Source organism: Pseudoalteromonas sp. TAE56 (assembly GCF_000497955.1).
Taxonomy (GTDB): domain Bacteria; phylum Pseudomonadota; class Gammaproteobacteria; order Enterobacterales; family Alteromonadaceae; genus Pseudoalteromonas.
This window is the reverse complement of sequence record NZ_AUTN01000134.1, coordinates 1-20,100: the sequence shown is the minus strand read 5'-3', so window position 1 is coordinate 20,100 and position 20,100 is coordinate 1. Positions and strand designations below refer to the sequence as shown.

Here is a 20,100-nt window from a genome sequence, read left to right as displayed (position 1 = left end):
GATTTTTTGACGCTTTTTAATAATCAAAAAGTATAAATAACAAAAGTAGTAATTAAAGGTATTAATTAAAATGGATTCTTTAACGCAGGTAGCATTAGGCAGTGCTGTAGGTTATGCGGTTTTAGGCAATAAAATAGGTCGAAAAGCCGTTTTATGGGGAGCAATTTTAGGCACTCTCCCTGATTTAGATGTATTTTTGCCTTATGGCGGCTCTGTAGAAGCATTTACTTACCACCGTGGCTTTAGCCATTCGTTATTAATACATTTATTAATTAGCCCGCTCATTGTATGGCTAATATTAAAAGTACACGCGGGAATGCAAACTTATAAAGTGCGCTGGTTTTGGCTAGTATTTTTAAGCTTATCTACACATGCCCTATTAGACAGCCTAACTGTATACGGTACACAACTACTCTGGCCTTTTACTGAGTACCCCTTTGCGGTTTCTAGTGTGTTTATTATTGACCCCGCTTACACGCTTCCTTTATTAATTGGCGTAATATGTACACTAATACCCAAAATAAAAGCAACAACGGCTTATCGTATAAATGCAGCCGCCTTAGTTTTAAGTAGCCTGTATTTATTCTGCGCTTTAATTTTAAAAGTAAATATTGATGACAAAGTAAATACTGCACTCAACAACAGGCAAATATCAGTAAATGCCTATGTTAGTACGCCCGCGCCGCTAACCACTTTGCTGTGGCGTATTGTTGTAATGTCTGACGGACAATACTACGAAGGTTATGCATCAGTATTTGACGCGCCCAGCGATGTTACATTAACGGCTTATCAAACAACGCCTTCACTGTTAAATAATATTAGCGATGAATGGGCTATAAAACGTTTGCAGTGGTTTACTAAAGGGTTTTATTCGGTGCGCCAACAGCAAAGCAATATTGTTCTTTCTGATTTACGTATGGGTATGGAGTGCAACTATGTGTTTAATTTTGTAGTGGGTCAAAAAAATGATTCAGAAGTGAGCATTGGTAACTTTAAAAAAATAAGTCAAAGACCAAACTTAAACAATCTTCATAAAATATGGAACAGGATTTGGCAACCAAATGTGTCTTTAGCATTACCCGCTGCAAAAAATGACTGCAATAGTGAATAACGGCATATTATAAGATTTGTACTAGCATGAGGAAGTTAAGTGAAGTTCAGCAGCAATTAAACTAAATAGCTTACTAAAGTGATTGCTGCTTTTTTTGCTGATACATTGCAACATCAGCATCTTGAATCATATCCTCAACCGATTTACCTGTATCGTGTTTAAAGTGTGTTACTCCTACACTGTAATCAATTTTGTATGGCTTGTTTAAGGTATTATTAGCATGCTCTATTGCTTGCGCAAACCTTTGTAAAACAAACTCTGCTTTTGTTTCGTCTGAGTCGCTTAACATCGCTACAAATTCATCTCCGCCAAGTCGACCTATTACTTCACAATCACGAAATGAACTAAGCATGATTTGTGCAAATTTATTTAATACAAAATCGCCTTCGTGGTGTCCATAAATATCATTAATTTGTTTAAACTTATTGAGATCAAACAATATAAACGACATTGATACTTTGTTTCGCCTACATACATTTAGCGTATGTTCGGCAAGGTTTAAAAAGCCACGTCGATTAGAGATTCTTGTTAACTCATCAATTGTGGCTAGTTGAATTGATTGAATTTCTCGCTCGACTAACGTGCCTAAATCTCTTAGCAATTGTTTTTCTTCATCATTTAGTTGTCTAGGTTTATTATCGGCAAGGCACAAAGTGCCTATAATGACTCCTTCCCTTAATTTTAAAGGAAAGCCTGCATAAAAGCGTACTTTAGGATCGCCTGTAACAAAGGGGTTATCAAAAAACCTTTCGTCTTGAGCTGTATCTGGGATTATTAATAACTCGTCTTGATTTATGGTGTGGCCACAAAATGAGGTTTCGCGAGGAAGCTCAGGCGCATCAAGCCCCTGCCTTGATTTAAACCACTGGCGGTCTTCGTCAATCAAAGTAACCAATGAAATAGAAACATTAAACATACGCTTGGCAATACGAGTAACACGATCAAATCGCTCTTCATGCGACGTATCTAGAATTTTTAATGCTCTAAGCGCGTGTAATCGCTCAGCTTCGTTATTTGGAATCTCAGGTTTAATCATTAAAGCTCTATTAATTTTAAATGTTTTATAAATTACGAAACTGGAGCGAATATTTTCGACTATATAATCCAATAAACTTATCTAAACTATAAACAGTCTGTCTATTCAAATTAGAACATTACCTAAAAATAGCAATAAATATTTATAAATATCAGTAAGTCGTGCCTAAATAAAGATAAGATTCAATCCGCAAAAAATTATGATTTAAACAGGTGGGATTAGTAGTTGATACAACATAGCTACTCTTTAATGAAAAAGTAGTAGTGGCTATTTAGTTTTATTTAAATAACCACTGGATTTGGCATACTTACAAAAATAAACACTTTAATTTTGGTGCTCATATTGTCCACGGTAAACTTCAAATACTTTTAAAACAGTATGTTGCTCTTTAGTTAGGTTATCAAACCAATCATCAAACAGCTCATCATCTTCTTGCTCGCTTAGTGCCATATACCTTGCTAGTAACTCTACAATATCATTGTGGTTGCAGGTTAAAGGATTTACTTGTTGCGCCAAGGTACTGTGGTCGCGCTCTCTTAGGGTTTCCATCACCCCTTGATCAATTTGTTCTTGTTGTTGTGTTGCGTCACTCATACATAACCTCTGTAATAACTTTATAACCGTATTTGTTAACGTTTTAACTCTTAAATATAGTTATAACAGCCTAAACGCCAATAGCCAGCATTTTTGATTCAAGTGCTTATTTTTTGATTTGTTTGCGCAAATAGCCAGCAATTACGGCCTTTTTGAGGAACATTTAAATAATTTGCATTGGGAAAATAAATACGTTAAATTCGAATGATACATTATCACATATCATTTATTGAGGCGTATTATGAAACCAAATATTCATCCTGATTACCACGTGGTTGCTTTTCACGATACCGCTGCCGATTCTTACTTTATTATTGGCTCAACCATAAAAACGAGCCGCACAATAGAAATAGACGGTAATACATATCCATACGTACCTATTGATGTATCAAGTGACTCGCACCCATTTTATACAGGCAAGCAAAAAACAACCGCTACAGATGGCCGCGTTGCGCAGTTTAATCGTCGTTTTAAAAGTTTATCGACTGTTAAAAAGGAAAAGTTATGAAAGTATTAAGCTCTCTTAAAAGTGCTAAGCAACGTCCGGGGTGTCAAATTGTAAAACGCAAAGGTCGCGTATTCGTAATTTGTAAAAACAACCCACGCTTTAAAGCAGTACAAGGAATGAAAAAGAAATAAGTTAAACGGGGATGCTCAACTTATAATTAGGTAGCTTGCTTAAGCTACCTAATTTAGGGGGACTATTTTACCACTACTGAAAACTCCGGCACTGCCTGAATTACTTTTTTTACCGTACAGGTATTAACGGCTGCAATAAGCGCCTTTTTATATTTATCAGGGAAGCCTTCTGGTAAGTTAATCTCAATTGAAAATAGCTTTTTACCGTTGTCATCTACATTTTCGTTATTTTGAGTAAGCGTCATACCTTGCGTTGAAATATCACGCTGCTCGCAAAACTTACGCGCATAAAAACCTGCACATAAAACCATACTTACTAAAAAATAATCAAACGGTTCTGGATGCTCTGCATTGCCACCTGCGTTTATACTTTGATCGCTTATTACTTCTAGGTCGCCAAATTTAGCGCTTTGCTTTTGGCCTTCTAACATTGAAACTGAAATTTCCATTGTGTTTCCTTATATTTATTGCTGCAGATACCTTTAACGAAATTAGCTTAAAAGTAGCTACTAAAGATACATATAGTTTAGGTTTATGAACCGAACAGTAATTCAAAGAACCCTGGAGGCTCGTGTAACTCATGATATTTTTTACGCAAATTATCTATATTTTTCAGTGGTTCTTTTGCCGCACTTAGTCCCTGCTCGTTTGCTGCTTTTTTTGCAAGTTCAGCTTGAGCAATCACTTTATCAAGGCCCTGCAATGACTGTTCTGGTTTTTTGTAAAACTTACCTGTTTTACTCACTTTAACCAGCTTTATAAATTCATCAATCGCAGTATTAAATTCACTAAGTTGAGTTGCCTGCACCGCTTGTTTATATGCAAGGCCTGTATTTTTCATATTTACTTCAAGATCGACAGATTCCTCAGCTATAACCAATGAGCTAAATAGTAACGCCATAATTAAAAAGAAACTCTTCATACAAGACCCTATAAATAAAAGAGTGATAATTGTATCAATTAAAATAGAAAAAGTAACTTGCTACTCAAAGTCTTGCGAACTAAGTGTAAAGCCCCTTTACACTATTCAATAGTAGTGAAATACAGAACTTAATCTTTGAATATATAAAGATAAATTACCTGACAACACTTAGGTGACAAACAGACTTCACAAGTTAACAGAAAAGAATTCTATTTCACAAATCACAATAATGAAAATGCAATTAAAACCGACAAGTATATATACCATTGAATATAAACAACTAAAAAACAAAGCAATAAAATAACATTGCTAATTACACAAAACAAAAGTTAATAGAAACACTTTAAACCATTGTTTTAATTATATTTTAACAAGCAGCCCACCCTCTTTTTTTGTGGGTTCAACGAAAATTAATTGCCTAAAACCCTGCAAGTGTTAAATCTGGGTACGTAATGTAAATTTTGTATATAAATAATTGCTAAAATGAACTTTATATTGCGCTTAAGTACTAAAAAAATAAATAATTTATCTAGGGGATAACATGAAATCTTATAACCAACTCTCACGCGGCATAAAAACAGCTCTTTGTTTAAGTGCAATTGGTTTGTCACATACTGCTATTGCAGCAGATGCTAAGGATACCAAAATAGAACGAGTTGAAGTAACTGGTTCAAAAATCAGCCGAGTAGGTGCAATTGCTCCAGCACCTGTAACTGTAATTACAGGCGAGCAATTACTTAATACCGGTGCAGTAAATATTGGTGAAGCTCTAAATAAACTGCCTGCATTAGGTAATACCTACTCTTTAGCAAACTCGGGCCGCTTTATCGGTACTGCAGGTTTAAATATTCTTGATTTGCGTAACATGGGTACTGACCGTACGCTTGTACTTGTAAATGGTAAACGCCATGTATCTAGCTCAGCGGGCTCTCAATCTGTAGATACTAATACTATTCCAAGTGTATGGGTTGAACGTGTAGAAATTGTAACCGGTGGTGCTTCTGCTGTTTATGGTGCTGATGCTGTAACAGGTGTTGTTAACTTTATTTTAAAAGATAATATTGAAGGTTTAGACTTTACTGTAACTAAAGGCGTTTCAGATTTAAGTGATTACAACAATGAAAAGGCAACCTTTTCATATGGTAAGAACTTTGATGATGGCCGTGGTAATGCTGCATTTGCAGTTGAATACTCAGCTCAAGACTCTTTAAATGCGTTAAATCACCCTTGGACTGACGGTTCATACTCAAGTCTACGTAACCAAGCCCAAAACGATTCTAATAAAGACGACCCAAATTTCCCAGATAAAATTTATACATCAAATGCTGGTTACTACGCAATTAATAACGCAGGTGTATTTAACTTAGGTAGTGGTTATGTAAATACATTTAATGCTGATGGCTCTCAACGTGATATTTATACCGGTGATAATGTTGACGGTCTTCTATGTGCAGATTGTGATTCGTTTAACCTAGCCCAGTTTGACGAGATACAACCAAAATTTGAGCGTTACAACGTAAACTTTAAAGTTAACTATGATGTAACTGAAGATATTAATGCATATTTTGAAGCTAAATATGTTAACAGCGAAGGCGAAAGCATTGGGCAACCTGCGTTTTTCTTTGGCGACCCTCGTAATACAATACAAATAGACAACGCATTCTTGGATTCTAGCGTTAAGACGCTTATGGAAGAAGCTGGTGTTGAATCAATAAATGTACTTCGTATGATGACTGATTTAGGTCGCCGCATTGAAAACAATACGCGCGAAACTACTCGATTTGTAGCTGGCCTTAAAGGTACGGTATTTAATGATTGGGATTTAGATGCATCCATTGTACGTGGTAAAACAGAATTAGAGCGCGTTAATGGCGCTAATATGATTCTTGAAAATTACTCTAACGCACTTGATGCGGTAGATGATGGCAATGGTAACATTGTGTGTAGAAGTGAAGCAGCTCAAGCAGAAGGCTGTGTTCCTGTAAATATTATGGGCTTTGGTGCGCCAAGTGATGAAGCAATTGACTACATTAATACAGTTTCTACAGGTACATCTGAAATCACTCAAACTGTAGTATCTGCTTCTTTGGCCAATGGTGGATTATTTGAATTACCTGCAGGTTATGTAGGTGTGGCTTTTGGTGTTGAGTACCGTAAAGAAGAAAGTGAAACAAAAGAACCAAATAATGCTGAAGGCACATTCTTTAATGCACTTGGTGAAGACAAAGGCGACTTTGATGTAAGTGAAATTTTTACAGAAGTATCAATTCCACTACTTTCTGATATGCCATTTGTTCAAGACTTAGTCTTAGATGCTGCTGTACGTTACGCTGATTACAGCACAATTGGCGATGCAACTAGCTGGAAATTAGGGCTTGATTGGACTCTAAACGATGAACTTCGTTTTCGTTTAACACAATCAGAAGCGCTAAGAGCGCCAAATATTGGTGAGATTTTTGGTGCACCGAGCCAAACTTTCTACAGTGTCGACGATCCTTGTCAAGCTGATAACTTAAATGATTTACAAAACAGTAGTACACGCCGTGCCAACTGTGCTGCATTAGGTGTGCCAGAAGGTTTTGATTCTGACTATGATTCACAAACACTTGAAGGTTTACAAAGTGGTAACCGTGATGTAAAAGGTGAAGAGTCTACAAGTACGACTATTGGTCTAGTGTACCAACCAGAGTTTATTGAAAACGCAACACTAACTATCGATTACTGGAAGATTGAGCTTGAAGATGCAATCTCAACTATCAGCGCACAAGATATCCTAGATCGTTGTGTTGATAGCGGCTCAGGTATTTCGAATCAATATTGTAGCCTTATTACACGTGATGCAAACAGTGAGATTTCGTTAATTCAAAACTCAGTACTTAATGTGTCAGGTCAAGAAGCATCTGGTGTTGACTTTGAGTTAGGTTACGACTTTGATGCACTTGAAGGTAGCTTTAAAACCCGCTTTATTGGTACATATTTGATTGAGCGTAAAGAGTTTCCATTCCAAGATGAGCCAAGCGACTACATTGAATATGCAGGCGTTACAGGTGAAGCGCAATGGCAAGCTAACTTAAATATCGAGTACAGCTACGAGAACTTATACACATCTTTAAGCACTCGTTATATCGAAGAAGTAAGCTTATACACAGATCAAGATTTAAGCGATAACCCTAACCCAAATAGTTTAACTACTTTTGGTACATACATAATTACTGATATGACAGTTGGTTATAACTTTGACAATGGTGTTGGCTTAAAAATGGGCGTTGATAACCTATTCAATCGTGAACTACCTTATGGCACGCGCGGTGATGGAAGCGGAAGCGCTAGCTACGACAATATTGGACGTTTTGGCTACATTACTTTTTCATATAGCATGTAAGTTTAATTGTTAATATAAAGGCCCTTAATTGGGCCTTTTTACTTTTTAAAGATGAAATTTACTCATTTTAGATTTATTAGTAACAAAAGATACGTATTTAAAATTACTTTATAAAAACAAAAAATCACACAAATAAAACATTAAAGATTAATAAGTGTTCTTTTAAAGTTTTTTAACTAAATAGCACTTACCTAAAAAGTAATGATAACCCCCCTAAAAAGTTCATTATTAACACGCTAATGAAAACAAAAAACACCAAATGATAATGAGAAGTATATATAAAAAATAACAACCCTTCTTAATTACAAATTTGTAGCAAATAATCAAAAAACATTAGTGTTAAAAATGCAATAAAATGTACTTTATAAAAATTGATACAGGATTAACTTATTAAAATCCATCTAGATACCTCCCTTCTATTACTAGTTTTACCGTGCAATAATCGCCGCCCTCATAAAAAAGTTATAGGGATTTATCCAAACACACACTGTATTTGGATAAAACTACATTGTATTTAATTACTATGAAACATTCTCTGGGAATCAAATGAAACGCCATAATTTACTTTCTACAAGCATTAAATGTGCATTAATTACTGCTGCTGCAACAGCAAGTAATTCTGTGCTTGCACAAGATGAGCAAGCAACAAAAATTGAACGTGTTGAAGTAACAGGTTCACGTATTTTACGTGAAGGTGCTATTGCGCCTGCACCTGTTACAGTTATCAGTGGCGAGCAGCTAATGAACACTGGCGCAGTAAACATTGGTGAAGCGCTAAATAACTTACCTGCACTTGGCAATACATATTCTATGGCTAACTCAGGCCGTTTTATTGGTACTGCGGGTTTAAATATTCTTGATTTACGTAACATGGGTACAGATCGTACTTTGGTACTTGTAAATGGTAAGCGTCATGTATCAAGCTCTGCAGGTTCTCAATCTGTAGATACCAACACTATTCCAAGTGTATGGGTTGAACGTGTAGAAATCATTACTGGTGGTGCATCGGCTGTATACGGTGCTGATGCGGTAACAGGTGTTGTAAACTTTATATTAAAAGACAACATTGAAGGCATGGACTTTAGTGTTACACGTGGTTTTGCCGATTTAAGCAGCTACAACAACGAAAAAGCAACTTTTTCATATGGCTCTAACTTTGATAACGATCGTGGTAATGCAGCTTTTGCTATTGAGTACTCGGCCCAAGATTCATTAAACGCACTTGACCACCCATGGACTAGCACTTCGTTTAGTAGTTTACGTAATCAAGCCCAAACAGAAGCAAACAAAGATAGCGCAGCTTTCCCTGATAAAATCTTAACACCTAATGCTGGTTATTACGCTATTAATAACGCCGGTGTTTATGCGCTTGAAGATGGGTTTACTAATAGCTTTAACCTTGATAGCAGCGCCCGTGATTTATACATAGGTAATAACGTAGATGGCTTGTCGTGTGCTAACTGTGACTCTTTTAACTTAGGCCAATTTGAAGAAATTCAACCTGAGTTTGAGCGTTACAACGTAAACTTTAAAGTTAACTACGATGTTACCGACGACTTAAACGTTTACTTTGATGCTAAATATGTAAACAGCCAAGGCGAAAGCATAGGTCAACCTGCGTTTTTCTTCTTTGACGATGAAAACAGCATCAAAATCGACAACCCTTACCTAGACCCAGCCATTAAAACACGTATGGAAGAGGAAGGTGTTGATTCGATCATGGTTAACCGCATGATGACCGATCTAGGCCGCCGCATTGAAAACAATACCCGTGAAACAACGCGCTTTGTTACTGGCTTAAAAGGCACAGTATTTGATGATTGGGAATTAGATACCTCAATAGTATACGGCCAAACTGATCTAGAGCGCGAAAATGGCGCTAACATGATTGTAGCAAATTACTTTAATGCACTTGATGCCGTTGAAGATACAAATGGTAACGTAGTATGTCGTAGCGCTGCAGCACAAGCTGACGGCTGTGTTCCTGTAAATATTATGGGTTTTGGCGCACCATCTCAACAAGCCATTGATTACATTAATACGGTATCTGTTGGCACATCAACTATTAAGCAAACGGTTGTTTCTGGTTCACTTGCTAATGGCGCTATTTTTGAATTACCAGCGGGCTATGTTGGTGTTGCATTTGGTGCTGAGTACCGTAAAGAAGAAAGCGAAACAAAAGAGCCAGATAACGCAGAAGGTACTTTCTTTAACGCGCTGGGCGAAGATAAAGGTTCGTTTAATGTTCGCGAAGTATTTTTTGAAGCGACAATGCCAATTTTAACTGATTTACCGCTTATTCAAGATTTAGTGTTTGATACTGCAGTACGTCATGCTGATTACAGTACGATTGGCGAAGCAACTAGCTGGAAACTTGGCCTTGATTGGACTGTAAATGATGAGCTACGTGTACGTGTAACTCAGTCTGCAGCACTTCGTGCACCTAACATTAGTGAAGTATTTGGTGCCCCGAGTCAAACTTTCTACAATGTAGACGACCCGTGTCGCGCTGAAAACTTAGGTGACTTATCAAACGCTGCAACACGTACTGCAAACTGTGCCGCATTAGGCGTAGCGAGTGACTTTAATTCAGATTACGATTCAGCCTCTTTAGATGGTTTAAGCAGTGGTAACCGCGATGTAAAAGGCGAAGAGTCAACAAGTACAACTGTAGGCATTGTTTACCAACCAGAGTTTTTAGAAAACGCGCTACTTACTATTGATTACTGGGAAATTGAACTTGAAGATGCAATTGACACAATTAACGCGCAAGACATTCTTGATCGCTGTGTGGATAGCGCAACAGGTATAAACAATCAGTACTGTAACTTAATTACACGTAATGCTAGTGGTGAAATTACTTTAATTCAAAACTCTGTATTAAATGTTGCTGGCCAAAAAGCATCAGGAATAGATTTTGAACTAGGTTACGATTTTGACGCGCTTGAAGGTAGCTTTAAAACACGCTTAATTGGTACTTACTTAATTGAACGTAAAGATTACCCGTTCCAAGACGACCCTAGTAATTACATTGAATACGCAGGTACTACAGGTGAAGCTAAGTGGCAAACTAACTTATCTGTAAGTTATGTTATGGATAACTTTTTCTCAACAGTTGAAACACGCTTTTTAAGTGAAGTAGATTTATATACAAATGTTGAGCTTGAAAATAACCCGAACCCAAGTAATCAAATGTCTTACGGTAAATACTTTATTACCGATATGACAGTCGGTTATAACTTCGATAGCGGTTTAGGCGTTAAAGTAGGTGTTGATAACGTATTTAACCGTAAACTTCCGTACGGTTCACGTGGTACAAGCGCGGGTAGCGCAAGTTACGATAACATTGGCCGTTTTGGCTACATTAACTTAAGCTACAGCTTATAATTAGTAACAACGTTATTAATTAAATTAAAGGCTCGCAGTGCGAGCCTTTTTATATCAATCCGCTTAATTAAGTGATCTATTTTTAGGATTGGTATTATTGCGCCTTATTTAATATTACTCAGCCATACACTTTGATACGGCTCAAGCTCTATTGTTAATTGGCTTTCTTCAATCGTTTTATCGGCAACTAAATCAAACCACTTTTGGGTGTTAATTAAGTTTAAGTCGGCCAATGTGAGCGTTTGTGGTTTATCACTAATGTTATAAACACAAAATATGCTTTGGCGACGGTCTATACTTTGTCTCCAAAAACCAAACAACCCACCCGCTAAATGCAAAGTAAATTGTGTTGCGTTAGGATGAAAAGCACCCTGCTTTTTCCGTACTGCCAATAAGCTTTTTATGCCGTTAAACACTTTATGATGATGACTATACTTTTCACTAATTGCAGCTAATAGCTTTGACTCTTGCCAACGATGGCGGTTTATAGCGCGATTATGCTGTGAATTTTCAAATCGGTCGTAATCGTTAGTTGTACCCAACAAACTATGAATATAAAGCCCTGGGATACCTTCAAGTGCAAACATAATTGCATGAGCACACATAAACCGTTCAAGGCCAAACTTATCGGGGCCATTGTGCGTCCCTTGCATTGCATCAAATAAAGCAATATTTAGCTCGTACGGTGTATGTGTACCATCGTGACTGGTACGCATAGATACACGACCACCAAACTGCATAGTGGTACTTACTAATGACGCCACTTCGCTAGGTTGTAATAAACCTTCAATTGGCCTGAGCCCTATTCCATCGTGCGAGGCTATAAAGTTAAAGTATGCCGTACCATTTTGCGCAGGCGGCATACTCATCATCCAATGTTTGAGCGCTGCACTATCACCACTTAATAATGTATGTAGCAACAATGGCGGCAAGGCAAAGTTATAAATACTGTGCGCTTCATTGGCGTTACCAAAGTACGATAAGTTCTCTTGGTTTGGAATATTAGTTTCGGTAATAATAACTACACTAGGCTCTGCGTGCTCAATAAGTGTTCGCATTAGCCTTACGGCTTCATGTGTTTGCGGTAAGTTAATGCAGCTTGTATTAAGCTGTTTCCACAAAAATGCAACCGCATCGAGTCTAAACAGACGTACGCCATTGTCTAAATAATGACGAATTATTCCCACAAACTCTTTAAGCACATCGGGATTACCAAAATCAAAATCGACCTGATCGTGACTAAACGTACACCACACGTGCTTTTCGCCGCTTGGCGTTGTTACAGTATTTAATAACGATGAGGTTCGCGGGCGTACAACTTGGCTTAAATCATCCGTTAAGCTCGCCGTTTTAAAGTAGTCTTTACCCGGGTGTAAATCGTTTAAAAAGTTCTCAAACCATACGCTTCTGCTTGAGCAATGGTTAATAACTAAATCTGCCATTAGCTTTACGTCTTTAGCGATGTTTTGAATATCATTCCAATCACCTAATGACTCATTTACTTGCACGTAGTTCATTACGGCAAAGCCTTCGTCTGAACTGTACGGGTAAAATGGCAATATATGTAGGGCATTAAGCTGCATATCACATTGCTCTTTTATAAACCGGTGTAGCGTTTTAAGCGGCGCTTCTATTGGGCTTGATACTGCAAATTCACTATCATCGTGTTTAATAATTGAGTCACCATAGGCAATCAATACTATATCTTGTTCATCCCATCGATTTGTATGGGGTGTAGGGTCGCGCAGTGCATTGCTACCTAATATAATTTTAATAAGTTGCTGAGCAAGCTCAGTAACCGATAAAGGCAGCTCAACACCCTCATAAATAATATGAAGATGTTGCTCTACTCGTTGTAAAAATAATTCGCTAACTGAAATCACATGCGCCCCTAATATTTATTGTTTAGACTTATAGGCTAGTTAACCTGCGCGCAGGTTAACTATATTCTTCGTTATCTAGCTCTACGGCTTCTTTTAAGCGCTCAAGTACGTCTGGCATTGCTGATACAACACGGTTCCAACTTGGCACAAATGGCGCTTCCATTGGGTTTTCTAAAAAGTGTTGCCCTGCTTCCATAATATTTTGCGCAAACATTTCTACTGCTTTTTCTTCTTGGTGTACATCAAGCGTTAGCCCGTTCATTAACGCATCGTTGTGATAGGTTTCAATAAAATCTAGACCGATACGGTAGTAAGTCGCTTTTAATGAACGAATCGTTTCGCTGGTAAAAGTAACGCCTTGTGTAGCCAGCTTTCTAAATAATGCCTTGGTAATATCAATCGACATTTTAGACAAGCCTGCGCTTTGGTCATCAAGTGAAAGCTCTTGGTGCTTATGATCATAGTTATCGGCAATATCTACTTGGCACAAGCGGTTATGGGAGTAGTTACGATACATTTCGCTCAGCACGCCAATTTCAAGGCCCCAGTCACTTGGAATGCGAATATCATTTAATACATCGCGTCTAAACGAAAACTCCCCTGCTAATGGGTATCTAAACGAATCCATATATTCAAGGTAGTCTGTATTGCCTAAAATTGTTTTAAACGAGCGAAGTAACGGCGTTACTAATAAGCGCGATACACGCCCATTAATTTTGCCATTAGCAGTACGCGGGTAAAATCCTTTACAAAATTCATAGTTAAAACGCGGATGCGCAACAGGGTAAATTAAACGCGCAAGTAAGCTTCTGTCGTAGGTTAAAATATCGCAATCATGCAGCGCGATAGACTCTACTTCTGCTGTTGCTAATTTATAGCCCATGCAATACCAAACATTACGGCCTTTACCAAGCTCGCGAGGTGCAACCCCTAGCTCTTGTAATTCTTTATCGAGTGCTTGTAAGCGTGGGCCGTCGTTCCATAACACTTTGTGGTTTTGGTTTAGCTCTTTAAAAAAGCCAAGTGCATGGCGGTACTGTGCTTCGTCGGCTCTATCTAAGCCTATAGTGATTTGCGATAAATAAGGTACTTCACGCAACTCACTAACTATATTTTGCAGCGCAGGGCCTTCAAGCTCACTAAATAACGAAGGAAGTATTAATCCCATTGGGCGCTGCTTACTAAAAGTAAGTAGCTCTTTTTCTAGATCTTCAATTGGTCTGTCGGCAATGTTATGTAATGTAGTAATAATGCCATTTTGATAAAAATCAGCCATGAGACTTTTGCTCCTCAGAAATACTTAAAATACTGCTAATGCACGGCAACGATGTTATTTCTTCAATCCAGCCCAGCGGTGCTGGCGATTGAGAGTATCGTGCTTTGTTGTGCGACAATTTAACCGGCTTTTTACTCGCCGGGTTGGCGATAATAATGGCGATATTTGCATGCTCTAACATTTGCTTATCGTTATCGCTATCACCAAGTGCAATGACCGTGAGAGGCTTTCTAAAATGATGGGTAAATTGTTTAACTAACCACTGCTGTGCAGCGCTTTTATCGGTATTTTTAGCAATATGAATGAAGCGCCCACCAATTTTTATATCGTAACCGAGTGCTTCTACATCATTTACAAAGGCGGTGAGTAATTCGTCGTTGCCATACCAATAAAGAGGGTCTGAATAATCGCGTGTTTGTGCACGTCTTGCTTGTGCATCGTCTAGCCCGGTAAGCTCTGATATTTGCTCACTCGATAAGTCGCTAAACAATTTGTAATGCGCTTTGTAATCGGCATTTAAGGTATTTAAATCCTGTAATAAACTCGATAATGGCTTTGCCATCGCATAACACCAGTAAGCGCCTACTTTTTTACAACCGATAGGCTTTAATTCAAAATAGTCTTCTGGAATAAATACTGCTGCGCCGTTCTCTACAATAAAAGGCTGTTGAATATTTAAATCATTTTTAAGCTCAATGACTTCGCAAAAAGTTTTACTGGTATTAAACACCACCGGAATATGCGCATTTTGCAGCTGCTGTAATAACTCACTGATATTATTTGTATTATAATCAGCGTGATCGAGTAATGTGCCATCCAAATCTGTAAAAATAATTGGCTGGAGGGTGTCGTCACTTGTTAGGTGCATACCGCTAATATCGCGGTTGCTATCAAGTTCAATTAACGCATTTGCTTTAGCGCTCAGTGTGTTTAAGTTCTCACGCGTAATGCGCTCAAAGTGAGAAATAAAATACACCAATTGCTCGTTAGTCATGGTGCCTGAGCCTTCACCTTTTTTGGTTATTAGCTTTTGCTCTTGCTCTTGTCGCCATGTAAAAACATCACTAAAACTCGGTGCTTTTAGCATAACGGTATAATCAATTAGGTTAAAAACGGCTTTGTATTCGTTTGCTAAACAGCTATTTACACAGCGGCGCCAAACGCCTTCTTTATCAAACTGTTGCTCTAACTCGTTAAGCGGCTCACTCAATGAAAACAGCGGTTGTGGCTCACTGCCCACGCACCACCCTTCTAAAATAACAATATCAACCGGCTTTTCATTTGTTAGCCAATCACTTGCTGGTACGCAGTCGTCTTCGTGTTTATTAAACCGTGGAAGCGGTACGTTTACCTCTCCTGCCAGTAAGTTAGTTATTGTGCTATTCATTAATGCTACGTCGTGAGTACCCGGTACTCCGCGAGTAGTAAAAAGAGGATGTACATCTTTGGCAAGCTCAGTACGTACTTGTTTTGCTAGATAAAAGTCATCAATCGACAATGCAACACTGTTAAGCGGTGTGTTTTTAGAAAACCACGTAACTAAAAAGTCGGCGAGCGTTGTTTTTCCTGAGCCTTGGCATCCATTTATGGCAACAAAAATAGGAGTATTTGTTTTTTTAGATTCGAGGATGTCATGCGCAAGTGGAACAAAATATTGCTCACTCAAATATTGATACTTTAAAGGCAGTTGGTGTTTTGCTAAAAACGGGGTGATATCCACAATATTGGCCTCTGACATAGTTACTCCTTTGCATACAATGCGTCTGGGAGTTAAATGCAGATACTAGACCATTATTATTTTTATATATTTATTAATAGGTTAAAAAAATAGCGCATTCAAAATGCGCTATTATGGTGCAATCTATTTAGCTAATGTGCAAAATTAAACTTTTTCAGGCTCTGCTTTTGGTAATACTAAGTTAAGTACTATTCCTAAAATAGCGCAAAGGCTTACGCCCTCTAAACTAAATTGGCTGCCACCAATATGCATACCACCAATACCGCACACCAAAATTAGTGCAACAATACTTAAATTACGTGGTGCGGTTAAATCATCGCCCGACTTAACCAGTGTATTTAAACCCACTACAGCAATAGAGCCAAAAAGTAGAATCATAATGCCGCCCATTACTGGCACAGGAATAGTTTGCAAACCAGATCCCATTTTAGCTACAAACGCTAAAATAATGGCAATAACAGCTGTCCACATCATTACTTTAGGATTGAAGTTTTTGGTAAGCATAACTGCTCCCGTTACTTCTGAGTAAGTAGTGTTAGGCGGGCCACCAAATAACGATGCTGCAGAAGTAGCAAGTCCATCACCAAACAAAGTACGGTGAAGCCCAGGCTTTTTCAAAAAGTCTTTATTGGTTACTTGGCTAATAGCCATCATATCGCCAATATGCTCAATTGCAGGTGCTATTGCTACAGGCACCATAAACAAAATAGCCTGCCATTTAAACTCAGGCCATGTGAAGTTTGGTACAGCAAACCACTGTGCGTTAGTCACTGCGTCAAATTGCACAACGCCCATACCGAGCGATAAACAATAACCCGCTACAACCCCTGCTAATATAGGTATAAGCTTAAATACGCCTTTTCCCCACACTGCAAAAATAAGCGTAACCACTAACGAGAACAACGAAATATAAATAGCGCTGGTGTAATCAATAATTTGAATACTGCCGTCGCCACTTTTACCCATCGCCATATTTACAGCAACAGGTGCAAGCGCTAAACCAATAACCATAATTACTGGGCCTACAACCACAGGCGGTAAAATTTTATGAAGCGTTGCAACGCCTTTAAATTTTACTAATAAGCTTAAAAGCATATAAGCAAAACCCGCAACCATTAAGCCGCCCATGGTGGCCGGCACGCCCCACATTTGCACAGCGGCAATAATAGGTGCAATAAAAGCAAACGATGAAGCTAAAAATATAGGCACTTGGCCTTTAGTCACTACCTGAAACAGCAAAGTACCTATGCCTGCGGTAAAAAGCGCAACATTAGGATCAAGGCCAGTTAAAAGTGGCACTAATACCAGCGCACCAAATGCTACAAACAGCATTTGCGCGCCCGTTAAAATAGTTTTTATTGAAAAGGTGTCATTATTTTGCACTTAAGACTCCTAAACAGTACCGAATATTTTGTCGCCCGCATCGCCTAAACCAGGGATAATATAGCCCTTTTCGTTTAAGTGACTATCTACTGAGGCTGTAAATATTTCTACATCTGGATGAGCTGTAAGTGTTTTTTCAACACCTTCTGGTGCTGCAACGAGTACAATTACTTTGATTTCTTTACAGCCTGCTTTTTTAAGCATATCGATTGTGGCAATCATTGAGCCACCCGTTGCAAGCATAGGGTCAATAACTAAGCTTAAGCGCTCATCAATATTACCTACTAACTTTTCAAAATATGGTACTGGCTCTAGTGTTTCTTCGTTACGTTCAAGACCAACAACACTTACTTTCGCGGCTGGTAATAACTGCATAACACCGTCCATCATGCCAAGACCAGCACGCAAAATAGGCACTACGGTAATTTTTTTACCTTTAATGTGCTCTACTTTTAATTTATTGCCATCCCAGCCTGTAATTTCGTTATCTTCTAACTGTAGGTTTTTAGTTGCTTCGTAAGTTAATAAGGTTCCAACTTCAGAACATAATTCACGAAAGCTTTTAGTACTAATACCATGCGCTCGCATTAGGCCTAGTTTATGTTGAACAAGAGGGTGAGAAATAACGTGAATTGCCATGATATAAACCTACTGATACAAGAATTTGCAGTATTTTATATTAAAAAAGGTCATTTGACCTGTAGTTTTAAAGAGATTTTCATACATCGTGCCAAAATGTATTGTTTTGCTTGATATTTATGCAAGAGATTAGCAAAACCTGTTTATTAAATGTTACCCGCTAACCAGCTGTTTACTTGCTGTTGCATATAACTATTTATTTTTTTATGCTCGGGGCTCCACCCAGCTAAAAATCGATAAAAGTCAGCCCATGCAGCAGGCCATAAAGCGAGCCAATCGTTAGCTATTTTACTTGCTGGTGCCCAAGGGTGATAAGCTGTAATAGCAGCCTTTAAATTGTCAAAATAATACACAAGGTACTCATCAGCGCACTCGTGTAATTGTGCATCACTCAAGCAACTGGTCATAAAACACATTACATCAATTATCCCGCAACCTGCACCTATATACTGAAAATCATAACCGAGTATTTGATCGCGCTCATTTGCTGCAAAGTTAGCAAGTTTTGCATCGCCATGAATCAGCGTTTTGTACGCACAACTTTGTAGTTGCTCATCTATTTTATGTGCAACATTTTTAATATCGGACTTTTTATCAAGGTTATCTTTTAGTTTATTAAACTCATCTGGGCGCGTGCTTAAATGCCAGTAATTGCCTTGCTGCCACAACCCATCAGCGGGTTTACTTAAGTTAAACGCATGAAAGTGTGCAAGCCACCTTAATATAGCTTTAACATGTTGTGGCCCTGCTTGAGTAAACCCATGTTTGATAAAGTTTTTAAACACCAGCGCGTATTCATCATCTTTATTAACTGCACCTATACATTCAATACTTTGCGCATGTACTGGTAAATGCTGGCTATAAAGCTTATAAAATGTGTATTCAACACTATATGAGTGCTGCTTTCTTTTAAGTGCAAATTCGCTTTGTTTAATTTTAGGATGGTGTATATAACTGGGTATTTTAATAGCTTTAATAACACAGGCTTTATCATCAAGCTGGCACTGCACAATACTGCCACATCCACTCCAAAGTGATGTAAGCGTATCGCCAATTTCAATGTGCTTAAAATGAGGTTGTAATAACTGAATGTAAAATGCCATAGCTATATTAAGTAATTAAGTTTTTTGTAGTTTAACATTAGTGGACGTTTTTGATAAAACTAAGGCATAAAAAACCCCCACTTGGTTTTATATAAGTTTGTATGTAAATAGTGGCCAAAATCACTATGCCACTACGCTTTTAATCTAAATTACACGTATGAAAATGCCTGCATGATGCAGTTATGATTTATTAATGAATAGTTTTACTGATTAGTTGAAACTTTATGCCAGTAGCTTTTTGCAGTTACTGATATTCGCTCGCCGCTTTCGGTTTAAGTTTTCACAATAACCTTCTTGTGAGGCTGGCCTACCCACTGCGCCATGAAATACGTGCGTAAATTGGGTTGTAAGCTTTAACCAGTTTTCTGGAGATATATTCACTCTTTCTAGAAGAGGCAAGTATGTACTTTCAATATATCCTCGCTTGTCTTCTCGTATACAACGTCCTGTTAATTCAACAAGTTCGAGGTACGATTTAAGCTCAAACGGGAGTCCTTTTGGCATAATCTGACGTGGCATACCTGCAAAACGTAATAACTGTTGAGGCTGTTTACCTTCTGCGGCGCATGTTAAGCGCTTTTGTACACTGGTACGGTCTGATTCTTCTGGTGTGTTAGCCATTTTAGCTCTAATGGGATTTAAATCGACATAGGCCATACAAGCTGCAAGTGCTGCTTCATCTAGTAATGCTTGCGATTTGAATCTGCCCTCCCAGAACCTCCCTGTGCAGTTATCTTCTTTGTTCGCTCTGCGGGCAATGTCTTCATTTAGTAATCGCATAAACCAGCTGATACTTGCTAGGCGTTCGCGGTATTGTTTAACCGTTTGATTGAAAAAGATGAGTTCAACTTTACTTAGCTTTTCACCTTGTACATATTTTTGCGTTAGCAATGTGCCTTTACAGAGTTTATGCCAGCGAATAATAAGCGCTTTATCATTTAGCCTATTCGCTTTCTTATCATCAACATACAATACTAAATGCGTATGATTACTCATGACGGCATAAG

At 38.1% G+C, this 20,100-nt stretch carries 16 protein-coding genes; 5 read left to right on the top strand and 11 right to left on the bottom strand.

Features of this window, described 5'->3' with window-relative positions:
- Positions 1-70: 70 nt before the first annotated feature.
- Complete coding sequence (locus tag L656_RS0115605; protein ID WP_024599896.1) at positions 71-1,111, top strand: metal-dependent hydrolase; 1,041 nt, start codon at positions 71-73, stop codon at positions 1,109-1,111.
- 73 nt (positions 1,112-1,184) lie between these two features.
- On the opposite strand, the gene L656_RS0115600 is transcribed toward L656_RS0115605, so the two are convergent.
- Together L656_RS0115600 and L656_RS0115595 are read right to left on the bottom strand one after the other, a co-directional pair.
- Positions 1,185-2,147, bottom strand: a complete 963-nt coding sequence (locus L656_RS0115600; protein WP_024599895.1) for a sensor domain-containing diguanylate cyclase — start codon at positions 2,145-2,147, stop codon at positions 1,185-1,187.
- A gap of 324 nt (positions 2,148-2,471) precedes the next feature.
- Positions 2,472-2,741: a hypothetical protein gene (locus L656_RS0115595; protein ID WP_007580861.1), complete on the bottom strand. Its 270-nt coding sequence runs from the start codon at positions 2,739-2,741 to the stop codon at positions 2,472-2,474.
- A 241-nt stretch (positions 2,742-2,982) separates the two neighbouring features.
- On the opposite strand from L656_RS0115595, the gene L656_RS0115590 reads away from it, so the two are divergent.
- Positions 2,983-3,249: a type B 50S ribosomal protein L31 gene (locus L656_RS0115590; RefSeq protein ID WP_024599894.1), complete on the top strand. Its 267-nt coding sequence runs from the start codon at positions 2,983-2,985 to the stop codon at positions 3,247-3,249.
- On the top strand, positions 3,246-3,380 hold the full coding sequence (gene ykgO / locus L656_RS0115585; RefSeq protein WP_002958669.1) for a type B 50S ribosomal protein L36: 135 nt from the start codon (positions 3,246-3,248) through the stop codon (positions 3,378-3,380). The genes L656_RS0115590 and ykgO overlap by 4 nt, the downstream gene beginning before the upstream one ends.
- Positions 3,381-3,442: 62 nt before the next feature.
- On the opposite strand, the gene L656_RS0115580 is transcribed toward ykgO, so the two are convergent.
- The gene (locus L656_RS0115580) at positions 3,443-3,829 is read right to left on the bottom strand and encodes an OsmC family protein (RefSeq protein WP_024599893.1); all 387 of its coding nucleotides are present in this window, start codon (positions 3,827-3,829) and stop codon (positions 3,443-3,445) included.
- Positions 3,830-3,912: 83 nt separating this feature from the next.
- A complete protein-coding gene (locus L656_RS0115570) occupies positions 3,913-4,302 on the bottom strand; it encodes a cytochrome b562 (RefSeq protein ID WP_024599892.1) in 390 nt (129 codons plus the stop codon).
- Positions 4,303-4,843: 541 nt separating this feature from the next.
- Here L656_RS0115570 and L656_RS0115565 point away from each other — a divergent pair.
- Complete coding sequence (locus tag L656_RS0115565; protein ID WP_024599891.1) at positions 4,844-7,684, top strand: TonB-dependent receptor plug domain-containing protein; 2,841 nt, start codon at positions 4,844-4,846, stop codon at positions 7,682-7,684.
- A 546-nt stretch (positions 7,685-8,230) separates the two neighbouring features.
- Positions 8,231-11,071: a TonB-dependent receptor domain-containing protein gene (locus L656_RS0115560; protein ID WP_024599890.1), complete on the top strand. Its 2,841-nt coding sequence runs from the start codon at positions 8,231-8,233 to the stop codon at positions 11,069-11,071.
- A 104-nt stretch (positions 11,072-11,175) separates the two neighbouring features.
- On the opposite strand, the gene L656_RS0115555 is transcribed toward L656_RS0115560, so the two are convergent.
- The 7 genes from L656_RS0115555 to L656_RS0115525 all read right to left on the bottom strand — a co-directional run.
- A complete protein-coding gene (locus L656_RS0115555; RefSeq protein WP_024599889.1) occupies positions 11,176-12,954 on the bottom strand; it encodes a sugar phosphorylase in 1,779 nt (592 codons plus the stop codon).
- Between the two features lie 55 nt (positions 12,955-13,009).
- Positions 13,010-14,230 carry a glycosyl transferase gene (locus L656_RS0115550; protein ID WP_002958673.1) on the bottom strand — a complete coding sequence of 407 codons (1,221 nt, stop codon included), beginning with the start codon at positions 14,228-14,230 and terminating at the stop codon, positions 13,010-13,012.
- Positions 14,223-15,968: an HAD-IIB family hydrolase gene (locus L656_RS0115545; RefSeq protein ID WP_024599888.1), complete on the bottom strand. Its 1,746-nt coding sequence runs from the start codon at positions 15,966-15,968 to the stop codon at positions 14,223-14,225. The genes L656_RS0115550 and L656_RS0115545 overlap by 8 nt, the downstream gene beginning before the upstream one ends.
- Before the next feature lie 144 nt (positions 15,969-16,112).
- Positions 16,113-17,351 (bottom strand): uracil-xanthine permease family protein, encoded by a 1,239-nt coding sequence (locus L656_RS0115540; protein ID WP_007580880.1) that lies wholly within the window; start codon positions 17,349-17,351, stop codon positions 16,113-16,115.
- 9 nt (positions 17,352-17,360) lie between these two features.
- Positions 17,361-17,990: a uracil phosphoribosyltransferase gene (gene upp, locus L656_RS0115535; protein ID WP_002958676.1), complete on the bottom strand. Its 630-nt coding sequence runs from the start codon at positions 17,988-17,990 to the stop codon at positions 17,361-17,363.
- Between the two features lie 146 nt (positions 17,991-18,136).
- Positions 18,137-19,093, bottom strand: coding sequence for an oxidoreductase family protein (locus L656_RS0115530; RefSeq protein WP_024599887.1), 957 nt, complete (start codon positions 19,091-19,093; stop codon positions 18,137-18,139).
- A gap of 222 nt (positions 19,094-19,315) precedes the next feature.
- A partial coding sequence (locus L656_RS0115525; protein ID WP_024599886.1) for a hypothetical protein occupies positions 19,316-20,100 on the bottom strand: 785 nt, incomplete at its 5' end.